Source organism: Agrobacterium sp. SORGH_AS 787 (assembly GCF_030819035.1).
Lineage (GTDB): Bacteria > Pseudomonadota > Alphaproteobacteria > Rhizobiales > Rhizobiaceae > Agrobacterium > Agrobacterium larrymoorei_B.
The window spans coordinates 480,219-501,530 of sequence record NZ_JAUTBG010000001.1; the positions used below are offsets into that span (position 1 = coordinate 480,219).

A 21,312-nucleotide genomic window follows, 5' to 3' on the forward strand; every position below is an offset into this window, starting at 1 on the left:
CCGTTGCTGCAACTCCGCAACCAGCGTCCGGACCATGAGTTCGATATGCTTTTTCGGAGAAGCGCCTATCTTTTCAACGATCTACATCGCCATCCCTTCAGGGCGAAAGCCATCTGAAAGAATTTGAAATTCAACATCACAAAAGGGTATAGTCGACCTCGCTATAGGAAATTGTTTTCTGCAGGTGATGCGAGATTTGTTCACTGCGTGATCAATCACTGTGGAAGGCCTGAGCTTTGGCCTACCATACGTTTAGACCCCGTTCTTGCGCTTGAAGGTGATTGTCACGGCCATCCCCGAACCCGGCTCGGATGCCACGTCGATATCCGCCTTTGCGTTGTGCCGCACGGACTGCACGATCATTGCGCTGAGTTTTCCGCGGCGTGGCCAATCGGTCTTGTCAGTCAGCCCGATGCCATCGTCCGCCACGAGGACCTTGCAGCCTTGGTCGTCAACGGTACAACGAACCTTGATTTCCCCACCATCCCGACCAGCGAAGGCATATTTTAGAGCGTTCGTCATCAGCTCGTTGACAACAAGGCCGACGGGCATGGCAACGTTGACGGAAACTGGCCATGTATCGACCTTCATGTCGAGACGGATTCCCTCAACGGCATGGGCCGCCATGACGGAGGAGGCTATCTGGCTGACATAGATCCCAAGATCTACGGTTTCCGTTTCGTTGCTGCCATAGAGCGAGCGGTAAAGGATGGACAGAGCCTCGATACGACCAGCGAGTTGGCCAAAGCGCTCACTTTCCTCCTGCCGCTGCGTATTACGCGCCTCGATCCGGATTAGCGCAGTAATCATTTGCAGATTGTTTTTGACCCTGTGCTGAAGCTCCTTGAGGAGTATGTCCTTCTCGGCCAGCGACTGCGTCAACGATGTTTCGATCTCCGATCGTTCCCTCTCAGAGATTGCAAGCAGCCGAAACAAGGGTGTGCCGGCATCGTTGACGATCGTGTTCGACCACGCATCGACGGTCCGCACCGCGTCTCCTGCCTCAATGGCGAAAGCGCCAAGATACTCTTCAAGTTCGAGCAATGCGTCGGCGAGCTCTGTGCCGTCCGCCAGCGATGGAGAGGTCGGTAGCACCTTCCAACTTTGTCCCTGCAAATCCTCAGCACGAAGGCCGGTCAGCCGTTCAAACTCGATGTTTCCATAGACAAGTCGTTCGTCTTGCCCCAACTCTGACACGGCGACGGCAAATGGCACATGATCCAGAAACTGCCGGAACCGGTCATCATCAAGCGCTTCGGCGAGATGCGGAAGATCGGCAATATTGGCAGGCGTTGCTCGCTGATCTTCGAAATCTGTCATGGGGAACTTTACGTTTGGAGAGAACAAACCGTGCATATCAGGTCGCGCTTTCGGTGGCTAATGTTTTCACGAGGCGGGCCAACGACACTTCACCTTAGAGCAAGAAGATTGCGAAAAGCACCGATGACGGTTTGATGCAGATAGGGCTTGGGCCACGGCTGGGGTGACAACTTTCGGGACAGAACCGGAAGGCCCTTAAATGTGAGCTTTCAGGAGGGTGTCCTTTCGGAACGGATTTAGGACACCGGAGTTACCACACCTGAGGCTGTCGGGATCACACCGACTGAGCATTGACTAGAATGCCAGACTGACGCCTTTGCGCCTGGCCGTCGAGAGGCGCTCCGAGGCGCAGCGTCTCAATTTCCCGGTAAAGGCTTCTGTCCGGGACACCGAGTTCCTACGCCAGCTTGCGGGCCGTCGCTGGTCGTCTTCGTGCGCGCAATACACGAAGCATTTCGAAAAGGTGGCTTGCCCTCGAGATTCAGCAATCTTCCAATGATTTGCCGGGCAGATATCTATGATCAGACGAGGCTACAGATCGCGGCTTCCTGTCAATCCATGTTCTCACCTCAGGACGATTGCTGAGCTTCTGGCGTTTTGTGCTGCCTCGAAAAGGCTTTTACCCGGGCCATTGCGCGCCGAAGTGCTCGAAGAGTCGAACCTCAGATCCGTGCCTCACAGACGCTGGTCGATTGAAAAGCTTGGCAGCACTGCATAGCGCGGTTGTGATGCGTCATACCGTTCTGTTAGGCAGCTTCAATGTGTGGTTTGAGAGCCCACTTTGCCTTAGTCTCTGGTCCTTTAGATCGTCGTCATTCTGTCCAATACCCCGGCAGTGACGCATTTTGAAGACATCACTATCATCGACCATTACGTGCGCTGTCTTTGCCAGTAGGCCGCGATCAAGCTCTCGATGTTGGAGCGCCCTGTCAAACGTTGGCGGAGCTGTCTGGCTACTCTCTGTTCGCATCCAGCCCATACGAAAGCGGATTTGCTGCCCATGCTTGCAAGCTTTGCCTCCAGCATATGGGCGAGTGCTGTAGGACAGTGCTGCTGCTCGTTTCGACAGAGCCATGTCAGCGTCGATCCTGCGCGCGCCGTGAGATAGGCTGTTTCGGCACTGCACTCAACGGCGATAATAGCCTCGATAGCTTGGCTAGGTGCTGCCCCCTCGATAATTCGGGCGATTGCCGGCATGGCGGTTTCGTCGCCGAGCAACAGCAGCGGCTTGTCGATGGTGGGCATGCCGCTGCCGCCAGGGCCGAGCAATCCTGCCAGGTCGCCGGCCCTGGCATTCCCGGCGAAATGCGTTCCCGGTGCACCGGTGTCGCTGGGATGCAGTACGATATCGACGGTGATCGTCGATGCCTCGCAATCGACCGCACGTAAGGTGTAGACGCGGCTGGCCAGCATGTCGTCACCATCAGGCCAATCGAGGCGGCCGTCGTCCTTGAGCGCGGGCCAGACCGGTGTGCGCCCCGACGGAGGAATGAGAAGCCGGATGTGATGGTGTGCGTCACTCGCCAGGGCGGCAGCGTTTTCACAGGAAAACCGGATGCGGCGGATGCGCGGTGTTAGCGTGAAGGCGTCGATCACCTCCAGCATCTGAAACTGTTGCGGCCGCCGCTCGCCGGCACCTGCCCCCGACCAGACGATCCGCGCATCTGAGGAGAATTCGAAGATGTGATCAGCCAGGAACGTGCGGACGGTGGCGAGCGCCGTCGGGGTCGGACATGCGGCCTCAATGGTGAGACCACCCTGTTCGCGCGTCAGCAGCACCGTGCCGTAGGTGCTGAGGATGCGCGCCCCGCCCGGCACATGGATGACCTTGGCGTGGCTTTTGAGATGGGACAGAAGCGCATCGGTGAAGCGCTCCGCGTCGGCAAGGGTGACGCGGGCGCGGGCGGTGAACGGCGCCATCATAACGCCGCCGGTTGAAGCGCCTGCCGCCGGGTGAACCGGCGAAGCTGCTTCAGTGCAAGCGCAATGCCGACGGCGGATATCAGGGTCGCGGTGCCGAACAGCACGGGATAGCCGAGCGTGTCGGCGAGATAGCCGGCAACCGAGGCACCGATCAGATAAACGATCAGTTCGGCGCAGGCGAGGATGGTGAAATCGGTACCCGGCTGATCGCCTGCGGCGGCCTTCATAAACAGAGAATAAATCGCGACCAGCTCCATGTAACGGATCAGCGTCTGGAAGGCAGAGGCGCTGATTGCGGTCTCGATGCCCGGGAGGATATGCGCGGCGCTGAGGGTGAAGCCGAGGAAGCAGAGCGTGCGCAGCGTTCCGAGCAGCACCAGCGTCGCGGTCAAACCCATGCGGGCGATCACCACGGCGGCGATCCCTGTGCCGATCAGTCCCGCTGTCGCCGCGGCGCCTCCACTCAGATAGCCGATCCAGGCAACCGGCAGGCCCATATCGACAAGGAAGGTGCCTTCCATGCCGCGCACCAGCCCCTCGCTCGCCCGGTAGGTTAAGGCAAAGCCGAGGATCGCCCAGGCATTGGGGTTACGGAAGAAGCGGCGCAGGCTGGCGCGCGGCCTTGGTGTCGCGTCATTCGTCTTCTCCCCGCCGTCTGGGGTCTCACGCATCCACAGCGCCCCGAGTAGCGGCAGCAGTGACAGCGCCGCAACCAAAAGAATGGTGGGCGCCCAGCCGAGGCGATGGAACAGCACCAGCGCCAGCGTGCCGCCAATGAGGACACCAAGCGCTACAGCGCCGGCCTGGATGGCATTGCCAGTAGCGCGGGTGCGCTCACTTAAATGCCGGACGGCATAGCCGTCGGTGGCGATGTCCTGCAACGACGACAAAATGGTGATGGCAAGGCAGAGCGCAAACAGCGTTCCCGGCTGACCGGGATCGAACAAGGCCATAGCGGCAATCAGGGCACTGACGAGAAGCTGGGTTGGGATCACCCAACCACGCCGGTGCCCAAGCCGCGGCAGCGGCGAAAACCTGTCGACCAACGGCGCAACCGCGAATTTCAGGATCAGCGGCAGCATCAGTAGCGAGAACAGGCCGATGGCGGTGCGCGAGGCGCCGCTTTCACGCATCAGCGGCGGCAGAGCGACGAGCAGCAGATAGGTCGGGATGCCCTGCGCGAGATAGAGGCCGGCCAGCACCGCGTAGAGCCGGCCATCTTTACGGGTAAACGCACTCATCAGAAGGTCTTTGTCAGGGAGACGGCAAAGGTGCGACCGCGTCCCTTGTAGTCGAAGATCGATTCGTCGGCGAGCCCGCCATAGAGCGCCTTGGCGCGCGAGCCCCATATCGTTGTGTAATCCTTGTCGAACAGGTTGTGCACGCCGAAATTGACGGTCGCGTTGGCGGCTTCGAATTTATACGCGCCGGTCAGATTGAACAGCGTATAGCCCTTGATACTGTAGCCGGCATCGTCCGCCAGGTCGAAGATATGTTCGCCCTGCAGGCGCAGGCTGAGCGCATCGCCCGCCCACCCGACATGGCCTCCGAGTTTAGGGACGCTGGCCGAGCCGACCGTGTAGCGGCTCCAACCGCTGGGGTCCTTGACCTCGGTCTTGACCCACTGGCCGAGCATGCCGACGTCCAAGCCGTGAGACAGTTTGGCGCCCACCTTGCCCTCGAAGCCATAGACCCGGCGCTCCTGGTCCTGCATCTCGATCGCCAGCGTCGTGCGGTTCAGAGAAATCGAGCGGTCGGACAGCGAATAGAAGGCGGCGGCGGCGGCATTGTAGGTGCCGTCGTCGAAACGGTAGCCAAGTTCGAAGGAATTTGGCTTGATGGCTTCCAGCGCCGATTGCGCGACATTGACGCTTCTGAGCAGGCTGTAGTGCCCGCCGGATAGGGTGTAAGTGCCGACACCGTAATATTTTGCGGGATCGGGCAGTTCGAAGCCTTGCGCGAAGTTGGTGTAGACCTGCTGGGTGTCCGACAGGCTGTATGTCGCCCCGGCATTGAACAGGAAAGCGTCGTAGTTGACAGAACCACCGGCAATGGCATCCGCCGACTGCGCCGTCCCTTGCAGGATCGCCACCTGTTGCACCGCACCGACGAAATCGCCGACATTCGTATAGACATGCTGGTAACGGGCGCCGCCACTCAGCGTCAGCGCGTCGGTCAATTCATAGGACACGTCGACGAAGCCAGCGATCGTGGACACGTCGATCTTCGGATAAAGGCCAGTCACGCCGATCGTGTCGAAATCCAAGGCGCCGGAGCGCATCGCGGTCAACATATCGAAAATGTTCTGGCTGGACGAAAAAGAATCACGGTCGGCGTCGATGCCGTAGGTGAGCTTCAACCGGTCAGCCGGCTCGGAAACCATCGCAGCCTTGAAACCGTAATAGTCGGTGTCCTGCGAACTGCCGAAGAAATAGGTCGAGGAAGGGAACGGATGGAACTGCACGCGCTCGGAGCGATAGAAACCCTGCAGCAACAGGTTCTGGCCGAGAAAATCGTCGTCGGTGTAGGTCGCGTTGACCATGGCTCGGCGGGTGGCTGGGTCGAAATCGGAGCTGTAGCCGTCTCGGGTCTCGAACAGCCGCGGATTTCGGATCGCTGCGAGATTCTGGCCGAAATAGATGCCGTAATCGGAGCTTTGCTCGCTGTCATAATATTGCCCGCCGATTTCAAAACGTCGGCTGGCATCGATCTGGTAGCCGATCGAGCCCATTACGTCTATGCGCTGCGTCGATGCGGTCGAGGTCTGGGTGATGTCGGGAACCAGCAATGTGCCGCTGCCGTCATAATAATTGCCGGTGCGGCTGGTCGAGACGGAAAAGCGCGCATCCCAGTCGTCCTTGTTATAGGTCACCGCGGCCGAGCCCGATCGGTCGAAATCCCCTGAGCCGCGAAAGCCGCTTTCGACGCCTGTGGTGATCTCGGCATGCAGCCCGTCTTGCGCGTCCTTTCCCTTCTTGGTGATAATATTGATGATGCCGCCGGTGGCGTTGCCGCCATAGATTGCGGTGGCGCCAGACAGCACTTCCACACGCTCGATGTTGAACGGGTCGATGGAGTCGAATTGGCGGCTGACACCGCGCGCCGAGTTCAGCGAAACGCCGTCGATCAGGACCAGGGCAGTGCGCCCGCGCAGGTTCTGGCCGTAAGAGCTGCGCGCACCGTAGCTGGCGGCGTCGAAGCTCGGAATCTCAGCGGCGAGGATCTGTTGCAGGCTTTCGCCGGAGCGGGCCCGTGACTGGATCTCATCCGCCTCGACCACATGCACAGTCTTGGCCGTCTGCGAAATCTGCTGCGGCGCGCGGCCCGCTGTTATGGTGATGGTCTGCAACACTGTTGCACTGCCATCCTGTTGTGCCTCGCCCGCGTCCTGCCCACGCGCCTCGGCCACCAGGGCGATGGTAATAATCGAAACACCAAGCGCCAATGTCCCACGCATGAATAACCCCCAAAATTGACGGTCCCGCTTTCCGAAACAGGCCGTTGCAAAACAAGACTTTCGCAGTCATCTTTATACAAGCCGTCCTTGGAAAGCGCAGATTGAGGCGAACCGAACTTGGACGAGAACGAACCGAACGGGATTTTTGCACAGTGAAGCATGCTGCCAACCTCACTCCCCTGCGCTTCGGCGCGGCCGCCGACCGCCCGGTAGCGAGGGACGCCACACAACCGATGTGGCGGATGATTCTCTCGGAGATGCTTGGCGAGGTCGACCACGATGGTCCAGCGCCAGAGGACGACATTCCCGGTCTGTTCTGGGGACGGCTCGGCCTGTCGCTGACGACGCTCTATCCTCGTCCCGCGCCGGTTCGCATCGCGTCCTCGGGTCTGACAGGACCGGGCATCGTCATCCTGCGCGCCATGGAAGGGCCACTTCGCGTCGCGCAGGGGCCGCGCATCGTTCTGGCTGCTCGGTCGGAAGTCGTGTTTGCCGCCGCCGACCAGCCGCTGTCAATCGAGCTTTCCGAAGGCGGGCGGCTGGATTGTGCGCACTTGGCCGACCATGTCCTCGGGCCCGCGGCAAGCCAGATGTCGGTCTTGATGCTGCGGCCGATTTCGAACGACTGCCTGCCTCTGCAACTGTTGATCTGCTATGCTGGCTATATGCTGCAGCAGCCGCACCAGACAGATGGCCATGCGGACATGATGGTCAGGCATTTCTACCAGCTTCTACCGGTGCTGATCGCCGAACTTGCCGCTGGAGTCGCACGCGGCGGGCGGCCGGATCGGTTATCCGCCATCAAGCAGTCGGTCGGCGCGCATCTCTCCGACAGCGGATTTTCGCTGGCCGACGTCGCCCACAGCGAGCGGATTTCGGCGCGAGCGGTGCAGAAACTGTTCCATCGAGAGGGTACGACCTTCTCCCGCTACCTTCTGGAGCGGCGACTGGAGGCGGCTCGGCAGGCGCTTCTGCTGCGCGGCCCGGGCGAGGCGATTATGCAGATCGCCTTCGATTGCGGCTTCGATGACCCCGCTTATTTCAGCCGAGCGTTTCGCAAGCGCTACGGAATGCGTCCGACGGACATGCGCCGGTCGGCAAGGCTAGCCTCCCAGGCGCCAGCGATAAATCGCTAACCGGGCACAGCCTGCGGCGCGAGTATCTCCTATGAACATCGTCAGTTTTGATAACGACCGCTCCAGCCATCGTTCCGCTCATCAGACCCGATCAAAAATGATCGCGAAAACGGGACGCCTGACGGCGCCCCGCATTTCTCAAAATCTCAACTCCAGGCATGGAGCGGCGGCTTCTCACCGTTCAGAAAATACTTGCCGAGAATTGAATATTTCCATCGTACCGGATCGTGCAGCGTGTGGGTGCGGGCATTGCGCCAATGACGATCAAGGTGATGCTCAGCGAGCGTAGACCGCGTGCCCGCCAGCTCGAAGAGCTTGTTGGTCGCTGCAATGGCAATTTCCGTCGAGAGGATCTTCGCTTCGGCTGTGACGATCTGGGCCTCAGCAACCGTTTCAGCATTTGGGTTCTGGATCGCTCGGTCAATGGCGTAACCGGCCTTTTCCAGCAGAGCCTGCGCGGCATGCAGGCGCAGCGTCAAATCGCCGACCGCCTGGATCGTGTAGGGATCGTCCCAGGCGTTGTCTACGCCGCTGTCTACCCAGGCGCGGCTCTTGGTGCGCACGAAGGAGACGGTCTCATCGATCGCCGCCTGCGCAATCCCGGTATCGACCGCGACCTGGATAATCTGGAAAATCGCACCATCGGCGGTCGGCTCCGCATAGCCCTTGTAGCCGGGGACCAGATGGGTCTTGGGCACTTTGACATTGTTCAGGATCACAGTGCCGGACAGCGTGGTCCGCTGCCCGAAGGACGACCAGTCATCGATCACGGTCAATCCGGGTGCGTCGCGCTCGGCAATCGCATACCAGGCCCGGCCTTCATCATCGAGCGCAACGATCGGTACGAGATGGGCGAGAAGCGCACCGGAGGAGTAAAATTTCTGGCCGTTGACGATCACATGGTCGCCAGCATCGACAAACTTCGTTTCGAAATCCGCCGCCCGTTTGGAGCCGAATTCAGAGAAGGCATTGCCGAAGCGCGTTCCTTTCAATACCTCAGCGAACAGCAGTTTCTGCTGCGCTTCGTCGGAAACCGTGCGGATCGCCGCGACGACGCCGAGATGGTTCTGCGCGATCTGACCGATCGAAGAATCCGCCGCAGAGACGATCTCGATCACCTTGGCGAGCGTCACATAGGAGACCTCCGGGCCGCCGAATGCCTTCGGCACGTTGATCGACCAGAGACCGCTCTGCGAGAAGGCATCGAGTTCCTTCACCGGCCAGATACGATCGCGGTCGCGAAGGGCTGCACCCGGGGCTATTTCGGCGGCCAGTTTCTTCGCGACGTCGATCGCCTCGGCGTCGCTCTTGATGATGTGTGCCGGCTCGCTCGGCCGCGACACGGCCGGAACGCCTTGAGCCGCATCTTTCGTCTTGATGTTAGAAATGGTCATGCCACGTCTCCTTTTTCCTTTGATTTTCAGTGAATGTGTGCGACAGGCGCGGCCGGCTTCTGGCCTAGGTAAAAAGCTTTCACGTCATCCCGCGCCTTGAGTTCGGCAGCCGTGCCGGACAGCACGCTCACCCCGTTCTCCAAAACAATGGCACGGTCGGCATAGGTCAGCGCGACTGCTGAGTTTTGTTCGGCAACCAGAATCGAAAGACCTTCTTCGCGATTGAGACGCCTCAGCGTGCGGAAAATGTCCTGCACGATAAGGGGCGCCAGCCCCATCGACGGTTCGTCGAGCACCAGCAGTCGCGGCCGCGACATCAGCGCCCGACCGATGGCGGTCATCTGCTGCTCGCCGCCCGAAGTAAGGCCGGAAAGCACCCGGCGCTTTTCCTTAAACCTTGGAAAATGCGCGTAAATTTTCTCGAGATCGGTCGCAATTTCGGTGCGCGTGGCGGACCGGCCAAGACCGCCGGAGACCAGATTTTCCTCGACCGTCAGCGTCTTGAAACAATGGCGACCTTCGAGCACCTGTACAAGACCGAGACGGACGAGGCTTGCCGGAGTTTCGCGCGTGACATCACGCCCGTCAAACAGGATATGGCCAGCAAGCACCTGCCCGCGTTCAGCCGGAAGGAGGTTGGAAACCGCCTTCAGCGTCGTCGACTTGCCAGCACCGTTCGCACCGAGGAGGGCAAGAATTTCCCCTCGCCCCAGCGAAAGCGTGACGCCTTGCAATGCGGTGATGGCATGATTGTAGGTTGCATGGAGACCCTCCACAGTGAGCAGCCTGTTCGCGTTGGTCATCACGATCTCCTTGGTGCGTTTCGAACGTTGTGGCCGGACCGTGAGGAAGCTGGCCCGGCCACGCGAACATCAGTTCGTCACGGAATTCGCATCTTCCGAGGTCCGAAGCTTGATGCCCTTTTCCGCTGCATAGGCCTCGGAGGACTTCTCGATGATCGGGCGTAGCAGAGCCCAGTCCGGCGCAATCCAATCGGAAACCACATTCCACTTCTTGCCGTCCCACTGCTGGAACGTCACGTAGCCGTTGCCCTCATGGTTGTCCCAGGTGACGTTGATCGAGTGGAAGAGATCCTTAGCACCCAATGCCTCCACACGGGCCGGGTCGAGCTGCAGATGCTCGAAGCCCCAGCGAACCTCGTCCCCGGTCAATGTCCGCTTGCCGAATTTCTCCTGGGCGATGCGCACGGCCTCGACATTCAGGATACCGTTGACGATACCGAGATTGTGGTAGACGGAGCCGATACGGCTCTTGTCATCAAGGTTGCCCTTGCCGGCGTCGTAGACGGTCTTCACGATTTCCTTGACCACCGGATATTCGGCGCCGGATGCCTGGGTCGTGATGGCGGTGTAGCCCTTGGCCGCATCTCCAGCTGGAATGACGTCCTCTTCCGAGTTGGACCAGACATTGCCGATGATATGATCGACCGGGAAACCGGTCTTTGCCGCCGTCTTCAACGCCACCGGGTTCATCACGCCCCAACCGCGCAGCACGACGTAATCCGGCTTGGCACGGCGTATCGTCAGCCACTGAGACTGCTGCTCGTTGCCCGGATGCGGGACTTCGATCTGCTGGAGGTCGAAGCCATACTTCTTGGACAGAAGCTCGTAGATCGGGATCGTTTCCTTGCCATAGGGCGAGCCGTGATAGAGCACGACGATCTTCTTGCCCTTCAGTCCCTCAAGCCCGCCTTCCTTGGAGGCGATGTAATTCACGATGCCGGAGGTTTCGCTGTAGGGGTTGAGCAGCAACGGGAAGACATAGGGAAAAACGCGGCCATCCGTCGAATCCGTGCGACCGTGATTGATGGTGATGAGCGGCACCTTGTCCTGGGTGATGCGATCGATCATGGCATAGGCGATGCCGACCGACAGCGGGTTCCAGGCAGCAACACCGGGATTGCTCTTCAGTCGTTCATATGCCTCGACACCTCGTTCGACCTCGTACTGCGTTTCGGCCTCGGACCAGGTCAACTTGACGCCGTTGACACCGCCGTCCCTGATATTGATGAGGTTGAGATAATCGATGAACCCACCGAAAAAGCCCGTGCCACCCGCGGCATAGGGGCCGACGCGGTAACTCTGGAGGGGAAAGTACTGTTCATCGGCCAAGGCCGGGACGGCGATGGACGCGAGGCTGATTCCGGCAGCGAAGGCCGCGGCTTTGATTTTCGTATAAAAGGTCATATCTGGACACACTCCGTCTGTCGGCTGGCGCTCTGCCATCCGGTCTGATTTCAGGGATTCATGCGCGTTTCTTGTTTGGGTTTTTCTTGTTGGAAGCCCTTCGGCCTTCGCGGCTGGGGCTTCGAGTCCCTCACGCCCGCCTGACGGCGGCTGCAATGCGTGACCTCAAGCGATCCCACAATGACACGAGGCCATCAGGTTCCAGGATCAGAAAGAGAATGATCAAGGTGCCGAGAACGATTCTCTGCGTCATATCGAGCACGCCGGAATTAAAGACATCGCCCAACAACCAAGAGCCAAGCCGTGACAGGACGAGCGGAAAGACGACGATCAAAGCCGCGCCGAAGAAGGCGCCCCGTATCGAGGCAAGCCCGCCGATGATGACGATGAAGAGTATCTGGAACGACCGGTCGAGATTGAAGCCAGCCGGCTCCACAGTCCGCAGGTATGCAAAGGCCCAGATTACTCCGGCAACGCCGATGATGAAGGATGAAATCGCAAAGGCGAGCAGCTTGGTGCGAAGCACCGGAATGCCGATGATGCGTGCGGCGGTCTCGTTGTCGCGCACGGCGATGAAGTTGCGACCTGTCTGCGACGACACAAGGCGATAGGCGAGGAACGTGAGGACGGCAACGATGGTCAGCGCGAAGAGATAACGCCCGACCGGCCCTTCGAAGGAAATCCCGGCCAGTGAGAGCGCCGGTGCATCGATCACGCCGGAGGCGGATTCGTTGGAGAACCAGCTGAATTTCGTCAACGCCCATTGCACGAAGAACTGCGCCGCGAGAGTGGAAACCGCGAGGTAAAAGCCACGCAGTCGCAGGCTCGGCAGGCCGAAGACGATGCCAACGGCTGCTGCGGAAAGACCGGCGAGCGCAATCGAAACGATAAGCGGCAGCGCCTCGACCCGCAGATTGAAATTATAGGCCGCGAAGGCACCGACGGCCATGAATGCGGCCGACCCAAGCGACACCTGCCCCGCATAGCCAGTCAAAAGGTTTAGACCGACCCCGGCGAGGCTGAGCGCGAGAAACGGCAGCAGGATTGCCTCGAAGAGGTAACTGGTGCCAATGAACGGCATGACGAGATAGGCGATGGCGAGCACCGCGGCCACGCCGGCATGGCGCGGCAGGGAAAACGCTGGCGAAAGATCGGCTGTAACAGCGGACATATCAGACCCTTTCCACGAGCTTTTGACCGAACAGGCCGGATGGGCGGATCAGCAGGAAAGCAAGCGCCACAACATAGGCAAACCAGCCCTCGATACCGCCGCCGAAATACTCGCCGATATAGACCTCGGCGAGCTTTTCAGATGCGCCGATGAGCAAGCCCCCGATGATCGCTCCGAGAATGGAATCGAAGCCGCCGAGAACCAGCACAGGCAGCGCTTTAAGCACCACCAGAGACAGCGAAAATTGCACCCCGAGCCGCGCGCCCCAGAGCAGCCCGGCAACCAGAGCAACGAGACCTGCTGCCGCCCAGACACTCGCCCATATCCAGGGCAGCTTGAGACCGACGGCCAGGGCCGCGAACTGGTCATCGGCGACAGCACGGAAGCCGAGGCCAATGCGGGTGTACCGGAAGAAGGCCGAAAGGATTGCCACCATGCCGGCCGCCACGAGAGCGGCAAAAATATCGAACTGGCTGATGAAGACGCCGCCGACATCGAAGGGAATGTCCTCAATACCGAGATCGAGCCCATGAACCTGCGTGCCCCAGAGAAGCTGGGCCGCTCCTTCGATAACATAGGACAGGCCGAGCGTCGCCATGAACAGGGTGATCGGCGGCCTGTTCGTGAGTGGACGAAGCACCGCGCGCTCAATCGTGATGCCGAGGACCACCATGATGGCAAAGGTGATGACAAAGGCTGCCGCGAAAGGCACGCCACGCTCAACAAGGCTCACGAATGTCAGCGCCGCAAACAGGAGAAGCGCGCCCTGCGAAAAGTTCAGGACACCCGATGTCTTGTAGATCAGCACGAAACCGATCGCGACAAGCGAATACATGACCCCGGAGAGCAAACCTCCGACCAGCACCTCGGTAAAGAACAGCCAATCGAACTCGGCCATCATATACCCTCCCCGCCTTCATTTTCCGGCGCAACACCGAGATAGGCATCGATGACGCGCTGATCGCTGGCAATCTCCCCAGGCGTGCCATCTGCAATCTTGCGCCCGTAGTCGAGAACCGCGATCCGGTCGGAAAGCCCCATCACTACGCCGATGTCATGCTCGATCAGGACGACGGTGATGGCATATTCGTCGCGCGCAAGCCGCACGTAATCAGCAAGTTCGTTTTTTTCTGCTGCCGTCATGCCGGCCATCGGCTCGTCGAGCAGCAGGATGCGCGGCTCGGCGGCAAGGGCGCGGGCGAGCTCGACCCGCTTCTGCAGGCCATAGGGCAGCGTGCCGGCAAGCCGGTCGACATAAGCCGTCAGGTGCAGGAAATCGATGATGCGTTGCGCCCGCTCGCGGGCATCGGCCTGCTCCCGAACCGCACGCGGCAAACCTGCGATCTGGCTGAGAAAATTCGCCCGCCCGACATAGGCCCGCCCGGTAGCGACGTTGTCGAGAACACTGAGACCCTTGAACAGGGCGAGATTCTGGAACGTCCGCGCCACACCGAGGCGAGCGAGCTTTTGCGTCGGTACGGTTCGATAGGCTGTCCCATTGATCGCAACATGGCCGCGATCCGGGCGATAGACGCCGGAGATGACGTTGATCAGCGAACTCTTGCCCGCACCGTTCGGCCCGATGATGGCCCGGATTTCGCCATGCCGCACGGCAAGATCGACATCCTGCAGAGCGACGACGCCTCCGAAGGAAAGGTCGATACCGCGCAGCTCCAGCGCAAGCCCTTGAGCAGGAAGCGACGCGCTGCGGTCGTGCTCGACGCGCTCGCGATGAAGGGCGGTGTGTTCACGGATATCCGGCGACACCGCCACCTCGCCGCCGAGACTTACAGGCAGAAAATTCGATGCCGACATCGTTCAATCCATGCTTCGCCCAAACGGACACAGGTTTTCGATCACGGACGCCATCACGCCCGCGTTGCGGACAGTAGCCGAAGCCGCTGCCCCTTCAGCTTTGCGAGACTTACTCGGCGGCGATTGCCGCGCCTGCTTCCACCTCTTCCAGTTCGCGCACGAGCGGTATGACGTGCTTGCCGAAATATTCCACCTCCTCCTGGAAATGCAGGAAGCCCAAGAGAATGAGGTCGGCACCGGAGCGCTTCAGGTTCACGATGCGCTCGGCCACCTGCCGCGGCGTACCGATGAGATTGGAGCGGAAGCCATCATTATACTGGACGAGGTCCTCGAAACTGGACTTTGCCCAGTTGCCCTCACCTTCGGGGGAAGACTTTCCGGCATTTTTCACTTCATGGCCGAAGGCGTTGACCGCTTCCGGATTGGCCTTCTCGATGATCTCGGCGAGCACGGCCTTAGCCTCTTCCTCAGTCTCGCGCACGATCGCGAAAGCATTTACGCCAACCTTGACCGAGTGGTTGTTTTCCTTGGCCTTAACCCGGATGTCATTGACCTGCTTGGCGATTTCCTCGGGTGTATTGCCGTTGGTGAAGTACCAGTCGGACACGCGGGACGCCATGTCGCGGGCCGCGCGTGAGGAACCGCCCTGGAATATTTCCGGCTGCGGATCGATCGGCTTCGGTTTCAGCGAATAATTGGTGAAGCGGTAGAAATCACCCCGGAAGGTGAAATTGTCTTCCGTCCAGATACCACGCAGCGCCCGGATAAACTCTTCCGAGCGACGGTAGCGCTCGTCGTGGTCGAGCCACGGCTCGCCGATGGCGTGGAACTCTCCACGGAACCAGCCGCTCACGATGTTAACGGCGACGCGACCGTTGGTCAGGTGATTGATCGTGGCGATCTGTTTTGCGGCAAGCGCCGGGTTCCACGGGCCGGGCAGGATGGCGGCGATGACCTTCAGAGTCGTCGTGGATTCGAGAAGAGCGTGACTGAAGGACACGGATTCATGTTGGAACTCGGCGCCATAACCGGCGGTAAAGCGGATCTGGCTGAGCGCGTATTCGAAGCCGCTGGCTTCGGCGATCTGCGCCAGCTTGCGGTTATACTCGATGGTCCAGCTGGTGCGCTGTTCGATGTTCGAGATGACGAGGCCACCGGAAACATTCGGCACCCAATAGGCGAATTTCACGGGCTCGGCGCGGTAATCAGTCATGGCAGGTCCTCTTTCCTGATGTTAGTTGGCGGCCGTTTCGCGCGAAACGACATGAAGGGTCGGATGGTGATCGCGGGCCACAGGGCTCGCTGCTGGTAGAAGGTCGACCAACTCGGCGACAGCACGCTCGATGCGCGCTTCGACCGCTGGGTTCGCAAGCGTGTATTCGGTGAAGTCCGCTTCAACGGCATAGATCGTCGTCGGCACGGTAACGGCGCCGAAGAAACCGAATAGCGGCCGGAACTGGTGCTCCAGCATCAGACCATGCAATGGCGTACCGCCCGTTGCCGCAAGGATGACCCGCTTGCCTTGGAGCGCACGGAAGTCGACCAGATCGAAGAGATGCTTCAACGCCCCAGTGTAGGATGCGCGGTACACCGGCGAACCGACAACAAGCACATCGGCAGCCTCCACGGCATCGATTATCCTGCGACCTGCCTCATCCAGTTGATCGGCGCGCAGGGCTCTGAACAGGATCGGTGCTGCCACGGCCAGATCGATCGTGTTCACGGAAGCGCTTACTCGTCTTTCGATCGACGCTAAAATATCCGAGACAACACGCGCCGTGCGTGACGGTTGTTTTACGCTGCCGCTTATGCCGAGTATGTTCATCTCTCGCCTCACATTCATTGCCTTCAATTTCTATTGTTTTGATAGATTATCAAAGGTGTGTATTCCAAACTGAGCGCAGTTTGAGGAATTCATTCTTGTGCATTAGCCCTGTTGCGCAATTCACTGAAGCAGTTGGAACAGTGTCAAACAGCGCGCCGTTTCAGCAACGCCCCCAGACCAAGACCATCGGCTTGAAGACGACACACGCCGATTTGAGCAAATCCTTAGAACTACCACCGGAGAGCAGCCTTGTTTGTCGGCGAGCGAAATTTGGGAGATCACCGCCTGGCTAGCTACTCAAGCCAGTCTCCGCATCATCCAAAGGCGTTAGGTTGCCAGGCATTATTCTACTGGCTTGAAAAAGCAGCCGCGCTTGAGACCGATCAGCGATAATTGCTCTGACCTGTCGGCACCCTCCTTGATAACCAGAGAGTTCTCTCGGCCATTCAGCGTTCGACGCAGCTCTTCCGAATGCAGTACGACGGTATCTAAAATATCAGAGATCTTGATGGGACTCGAACCATCACCTGCTCAACGTTGATGCACTGGATGCTTCGAAGACATCTCTTCTGTTGATCGAGGCTTTGACAGTGTGGGCGAGCCTCAGCTACGAATATTGGCAGTCACCGTACTCTCAAGGAGACAAGGCTTTGGTTCATCGCGCCGCTTCGGACGGTTATTCCACAGCTGCTGACGTTTATGTCCGCGGACGGCCAAGTTATCCACCAGAGGCTGTCGATTGGTTGCGAAAGACGCTTGGACTTCGCCTTGGACGAACCGTTCTTGAGGTAGGAGCAGGCACCGGCAAGTTCCTGCCGCTTCTCCAAGAAACCGGTGCAGAGATTATCGCGCTTGAGCCGGTGGACGCCATGAGGGCCAAGATCGACAGCGCATTCGATGTCAGGACATTGGGCGGTTCTGCCGACCAGATTGGCTTGCCTGACGCCTCTGTCGACGCTGTCGTTTGCGCCCAGGCCTTTCACTGGTTTGCCACGGCCGAGGCCGTTACGGAGATACGACGCGTGCTGAGGCCCGGCGGTGTGCTGGGTTTGATCTGGAACGGCCGGGACGTGGGAGTTCCATGGGTGGCTTCGATGGGAGCAATTTGGACCGATATGAGGGAGACACACCTCGGTTTCAGACGGGACGGTGGCGAACCGTGTTTCCGGCAGAAGGCTTAACGCCCTTACCCGAGCGGCACGCTACCAATGCCCACACGGGAAGCCCGGATCGGGTGATTATCGACCGCGCCCTGTCCACGAGTTTCATTGCCGCGCTGCCGGCAGAAGAGCGTGCCGACGTCGAGCGGCGTCTACGAGATCTCATTGCCGAAACGCCGGAGCTTGCGGGCCGCAGCGACGTTACACTGCCATATGAAACCTTGATGGTGGCTTTCAGGAAAGATCACCGGTCCGAGTGCTAAACGAGGGCGTGCGACGCCTTCCTTATCCCCGTTGCCCAACTTGCCTCACAGTTCCGCGCTTCCCGGCAATGCTGTCGCAAGCGCATCTATGGCGTACCGGACGCGCAGTGGCAAATGCGGCGTCTCTGGCCACAACGCATGGGTAGAGAACACGAGGCGTGGGACATCTTCGAGCAGCGGTACGAGCATGCCGGCTCGCACCCGTTCGCGGATCAGCCAGCAGGGTAGCCAGGCGAGACCGAAACCCGCTTCTGCAGCGTCTGCGATGGCTTCGAGATCATCGAAGCGCAGACGGCTTGGGGGCGTTGCCTCCACTCGGTTTCCGTTACCGATCGGAAATTGCCATGCCCTGATCCGGCCCGACCGGCCATAGGTGATCGCGCTATGGTTCGCGAACTCGTCAAGGCTTTTCGGCCGGCCGTGAGCGTCAAGGTAGGACGGTGCAGCGCAGACGGTCATGCGTTGCAGACTGATCGTGCGTGTCATCAACCCAATGCCATCACCCACCGCGCCATTGCGGATCGCCAAATCGAAACCATCCTCGACCAGGTCCACGGGACGATCGCTGAACGACAGGTCTAGTTCAAGCCTCGGATGTTCTGCCGCCAGCCTCGCCAGCACGGGCGCAATGCAGCGGCGTCCGAACAACACCGGCATAGAGACACGCAGACGCCCCACGACTTCCTTTCGACCTGAGTCAAGAGCCGCTTCACCAGCACGCAATTCTTCCAGAGCCCGAACGCAACGTTCGTAATAGCCTTGTCCGTCTTCGGTCAGCGCCAGGGTGCGGGTGGTACGATGGAACAGGCGCACATCGAGCCGTGCCTCGATCCGACCAATGGTCTTGGCGACAGCCGATCGTGTCAGATGGAGGCGCTCAGCCGCCGCAGCAAAACTCCCTGTTTCCACCGCTGCCACAAAAGCATCCAACCCGCTCAGCATTTCGCTCATGATTGTCGTCCAATCGGAACCTATATGCGGACAACATATCAACACTGGCTCCCTGAATTCAACGATATGTTGCGCTGAGTGTAAATCCACCGAGAAGGAACAGAGTATGACGGACACGATGCAGCGTTGGGAAATGGATGGGATCGGGCGCAACAGGCTGGCTCTGAAGAGGGTCACCATTCCCAAACCCGCTGATGGCGAGGTGCTGGTGAAGGTGGCGGCAGTGTCACTCAATTATCGTGACAAGCTGATGATCGACAATGGCATGGGCTTGCCGCTCGACTTTCCTTTCACGCCGGGCTCCGACCTGGCGGGGACGGTTCAGGCGGTCGGCTCCGGCGTGACGCGGTTTGCCGAGGGTGACCGGGTGATTTCCACCTTCGCGCCGGGCTGGATCGACGGCAGGCCAAACGGCAACGGCAGGGTGCCCCCCTACAAGTCGCTGGGCGGAGTTTATCCGGGCGTGCTCGCCGAATATGTGGTCTTTCCGGAGGACTGGTTCGTGCGCGCGCCGTCGACGCTGGATGACGCCGAAGCCAGCACCTTGCCCTGTGCGGGCCTGACAGCCTGGTTCGCGCTGATCGAAAAAGGCCGCCTCCGCCAAGGCGAGATCGTGCTGGTCGAGGGCACCGGCGGCGTCGCCCTGTTCGGCCTGCAAATCGCCAAGGTCCACGGTGCAAAAACCATCGTAATTTCAGGTAATGCAGAGAAGCTGGAGCGTGCCAAGATCCTCGGCGCTGATCATGGCATAGATCGGTCGGAGGAAGATTGGGTGGAGACCGTCTATCAGCTCACCAACGACCATGGTGCCGATCATATCCTGGAAATCGTCGGTGGGGCGCATCTCGCAAAAGCCGTGCAGGCGGCGGCAATCGGTGGCCACATTCACCAGATCGGTGTGCTGGAAGGGTTCGAACTCGCGGCACCCGCCGGCACCCTGATGCTGAAGAACCTCACGATTCAGGGCATTGGCGTCGGCCACCGTCGGGCTCTGGAAGATCTGGTTGCAGCGGTCGACCGCACCGGCATCAAGCCAGTGATTGACCAACGCTATCCGCTCTCCGAGCTTCCCGCAGCCCTCGATCATCTCGACCTGGGCGCCTTCGGCAAGATCGTCATCGATTTGGCGTAAGAGGGATCATCCACAAACCTGCGCGGCCAATGGCAGCACCGTCGTCAGAGCGGTCCCTGTGGCGCTTACATCGCCGCAAACGACGACGCTTCGGCGGCGTCGGGCCGCGCGATCTACAGCGCAGCGAGCGTGGTCTGCGAAGACTGACCTTGCCCCGTTGAAATAATCCATTTTGAAGTAAGGTCTGGCCCATTGAGAGGACCAGGGAATGAAGTGCAATCGTTTTCCAGACGAACGGATCATCGGCATTCTGAAGGAGCACGAGGCTGGCACGCCGGTTTCGGAGCTTTGCCGCAAGCACGGCGTCAGCGATGCCAGCATCTATAAATGGAAGGCCTAGTTCGGCGGCATGGACGTATCCAAAGCCAAGCGCTTGAAGACGCTGGAAGACGAGAACACGAAGCTGAAGCGGCTCCTGGCAGATGCGATGCTGGACAATGCGGCTTTGAAAGACCTTTTGGGAAAGAAGTGGTGACGCCCGCAGCAAGGCGAAAAGCTGTCGCGCATCTAATGGACCACCACCAGATGAGCGAACGGCGGGCGTGTAAAGCCATCGGCTTTTGCCGGATAACGATCCGTTACGAAACCAGACGCAGCGATGACTATGACCTTCGCGAGCGGATGATGGCGCTGGCGCATGAACGCCGCCGCTTTGGATATCGACGCCTTCATGTGCTGCTCAGGCGTGAGGGTCACCTTGTGAACCACAAGCGGCTCTTCCGGCTCTATCGGGAAGAGAAGCTGACGGTGCGCAAGCGCGGCGGTCGGAAACGAGCGATCGACACAAGAGAACCGATGCTGATCCCGCTTGCCGTCAATGATCGCTGGTCGCTGGACTTCGTATCGGATCAGTTCACCGATGGTCGCAGGTTCCGGGTGCTTACGGTCGTCGACGATTGCACCAGGGAATGCCTGGGCCTCGTCGCCGATACGTCGCTTTCCGGTCTGCGGGTTGCCCGTGAGCTGGACCGGATCATCGAGGGACGAGGCAAGCCGAAGATGATCGTCAGCGACAATGGCAGCAAGTTCACCAGCAACACGATCCTGCAATGGACAGATCGGACCAAGGTGGAATGGCACTACATCGCACTGGGCAAACCGATCCAGAATCCCTTCATCGAAAACTTCAATGGGCGGCTGCGAGACGAGTTCTTGAATGAAACTCTATTCTCGTCACTGACCCAAGCTCGATCAGCGCTCTTAAACTGGCGCAGCGATTACAACGATCACCGACCGCATTCCGGCCTCGGCTGGATGACACCTGCCGAGTTCGCTTAGACAATCAACCCGCGACGTGATGCGGTGCTGCGCAGCCGGAATGGCTCCGCACCGCAACCCGCCGCTACCGCCCCGAATACAGCAACCCAAAACCGCTGGAGCGAACTCAAAACTGGATAAAACTTGGGGGCAACGTCAAACCGCACACGTAGACTAGCATACGGCAGGTGGATTGCATCATAGAATGGAGCAGCGACAAAGACCTATATCGTCGTTGAGACACTTCGGGCGGCACATCCGAGAAAGTTCCTGTCGGAGAGTCGGTTTTCAACTGGCGAAT

The 21,312-nt window shown here is 59.6% G+C and carries 17 protein-coding genes and 1 pseudogene; 5 read left to right on the forward strand and 13 right to left on the reverse strand.

Translation table 11 applies throughout. From position 1 onward, the window contains the following. Positions 1 to 252: 252 nt before the first annotated feature. The 4 genes from QE435_RS02050 to QE435_RS02065 all read right to left on the reverse strand — a co-directional run bounded on the left by QE435_RS02050 (position 253) and on the right by QE435_RS02065 (position 6,700). Positions 253 to 1,320 (reverse strand): histidine kinase dimerization/phosphoacceptor domain -containing protein, encoded by a 1,068-nt coding sequence (locus QE435_RS02050; protein WP_349040056.1) that lies wholly within the window; start codon positions 1,318 to 1,320, stop codon positions 253 to 255. An 870-nt stretch (positions 1,321 to 2,190) separates the two neighbouring features. Next, entirely contained in the window at positions 2,191 to 3,240 is a 1,050-nt protein-coding gene (locus tag QE435_RS02055; protein ID WP_349040057.1) for a siderophore-interacting protein, read from the reverse strand. Then, on the reverse strand, positions 3,240 to 4,484 hold the full coding sequence (locus QE435_RS02060; RefSeq protein WP_349040058.1) for a RhtX/FptX family siderophore transporter: 1,245 nt from the start codon (positions 4,482 to 4,484) through the stop codon (positions 3,240 to 3,242). Before QE435_RS02060 ends, QE435_RS02055 begins: the two co-directional genes overlap by 1 nt. After that, on the reverse strand, positions 4,484 to 6,700 hold the full coding sequence (locus QE435_RS02065; protein WP_349040059.1) for a TonB-dependent receptor: 2,217 nt from the start codon (positions 6,698 to 6,700) through the stop codon (positions 4,484 to 4,486). The genes QE435_RS02060 and QE435_RS02065 overlap by 1 nt, the downstream gene beginning before the upstream one ends. Before the next feature lie 152 nt (positions 6,701 to 6,852). Between QE435_RS02065 and QE435_RS02070 the strand changes: the two genes are divergently transcribed. After that, the gene (locus QE435_RS02070; RefSeq protein WP_349040060.1) at positions 6,853 to 7,836 is read left to right on the forward strand and encodes a helix-turn-helix transcriptional regulator; all 984 of its coding nucleotides are present in this window, start codon (positions 6,853 to 6,855) and stop codon (positions 7,834 to 7,836) included. Positions 7,837 to 7,982: 146 nt separating this feature from the next. Here QE435_RS02070 and QE435_RS02075 read toward each other — a convergent pair whose 3' ends face one another. The 8 genes from QE435_RS02075 to msuE form a co-directional block, all read right to left on the reverse strand. After that, positions 7,983 to 9,230: an SfnB family sulfur acquisition oxidoreductase gene (locus QE435_RS02075; RefSeq protein ID WP_349040061.1), complete on the reverse strand. Its 1,248-nt coding sequence runs from the start codon at positions 9,228 to 9,230 to the stop codon at positions 7,983 to 7,985. A 26-nt stretch (positions 9,231 to 9,256) separates the two neighbouring features. Continuing rightward, complete coding sequence (locus QE435_RS02080) at positions 9,257 to 10,033, reverse strand: ABC transporter ATP-binding protein (protein WP_349040062.1); 777 nt, start codon at positions 10,031 to 10,033, stop codon at positions 9,257 to 9,259. Between the two features lie 69 nt (positions 10,034 to 10,102). Continuing rightward, on the reverse strand, positions 10,103 to 11,437 hold the full coding sequence (locus tag QE435_RS02085; protein ID WP_349040063.1) for an ABC transporter substrate-binding protein: 1,335 nt from the start codon (positions 11,435 to 11,437) through the stop codon (positions 10,103 to 10,105). Positions 11,438 to 11,567: 130 nt separating this feature from the next. After that, positions 11,568 to 12,608, reverse strand: a complete 1,041-nt coding sequence (locus QE435_RS02090) for a branched-chain amino acid ABC transporter permease (RefSeq protein WP_349040064.1) — start codon at positions 12,606 to 12,608, stop codon at positions 11,568 to 11,570. 1 nt (position 12,609) lies between these two features. Continuing rightward, positions 12,610 to 13,506, reverse strand: a complete 897-nt coding sequence (locus tag QE435_RS02095) for a branched-chain amino acid ABC transporter permease (RefSeq protein ID WP_349040065.1) — start codon at positions 13,504 to 13,506, stop codon at positions 12,610 to 12,612. Then, the gene (locus QE435_RS02100; protein WP_349040066.1) at positions 13,506 to 14,423 is read right to left on the reverse strand and encodes an ABC transporter ATP-binding protein; all 918 of its coding nucleotides are present in this window, start codon (positions 14,421 to 14,423) and stop codon (positions 13,506 to 13,508) included. The genes QE435_RS02095 and QE435_RS02100 overlap by 1 nt, the downstream gene beginning before the upstream one ends. Positions 14,424 to 14,532: 109 nt before the next feature. Further along, a complete protein-coding gene (gene sfnG / locus QE435_RS02105) occupies positions 14,533 to 15,636 on the reverse strand; it encodes a dimethylsulfone monooxygenase SfnG (protein ID WP_349040067.1) in 1,104 nt (367 codons plus the stop codon). A 21-nt stretch (positions 15,637 to 15,657) separates the two neighbouring features. Continuing rightward, the gene (msuE, locus tag QE435_RS02110; protein ID WP_349040068.1) at positions 15,658 to 16,248 is read right to left on the reverse strand and encodes an FMN reductase; all 591 of its coding nucleotides are present in this window, start codon (positions 16,246 to 16,248) and stop codon (positions 15,658 to 15,660) included. Positions 16,249 to 16,898: 650 nt separating this feature from the next. Here msuE and QE435_RS02115 point away from each other — a divergent pair. After that, the gene (locus QE435_RS02115; RefSeq protein WP_349040069.1) at positions 16,899 to 17,429 is read left to right on the forward strand and encodes a class I SAM-dependent methyltransferase; all 531 of its coding nucleotides are present in this window, start codon (positions 16,899 to 16,901) and stop codon (positions 17,427 to 17,429) included. Continuing rightward, positions 17,408 to 17,671, forward strand: coding sequence for a hypothetical protein (locus QE435_RS02120; protein ID WP_349040070.1), 264 nt, complete (start codon positions 17,408 to 17,410; stop codon positions 17,669 to 17,671). The genes QE435_RS02115 and QE435_RS02120 overlap by 22 nt, the downstream gene beginning before the upstream one ends. A gap of 45 nt (positions 17,672 to 17,716) precedes the next feature. Here QE435_RS02120 and QE435_RS02125 read toward each other — a convergent pair whose 3' ends face one another. Continuing rightward, positions 17,717 to 18,622, reverse strand: a complete 906-nt coding sequence (locus tag QE435_RS02125; RefSeq protein ID WP_349040071.1) for a LysR family transcriptional regulator — start codon at positions 18,620 to 18,622, stop codon at positions 17,717 to 17,719. Positions 18,623 to 18,728: 106 nt separating this feature from the next. On the opposite strand from QE435_RS02125, the gene QE435_RS02130 reads away from it, so the two are divergent. Both QE435_RS02130 and QE435_RS02135 read left to right on the forward strand, forming a co-directional pair. Continuing rightward, on the forward strand, positions 18,729 to 19,754 hold the full coding sequence (locus QE435_RS02130) for an NAD(P)-dependent alcohol dehydrogenase (RefSeq protein WP_349040072.1): 1,026 nt from the start codon (positions 18,729 to 18,731) through the stop codon (positions 19,752 to 19,754). A 208-nt stretch (positions 19,755 to 19,962) separates the two neighbouring features. Then, a pseudogene (locus QE435_RS02135) lies at positions 19,963 to 21,152 on the forward strand (IS3 family transposase). Positions 21,153 to 21,312 lie beyond the last annotated feature (160 nt).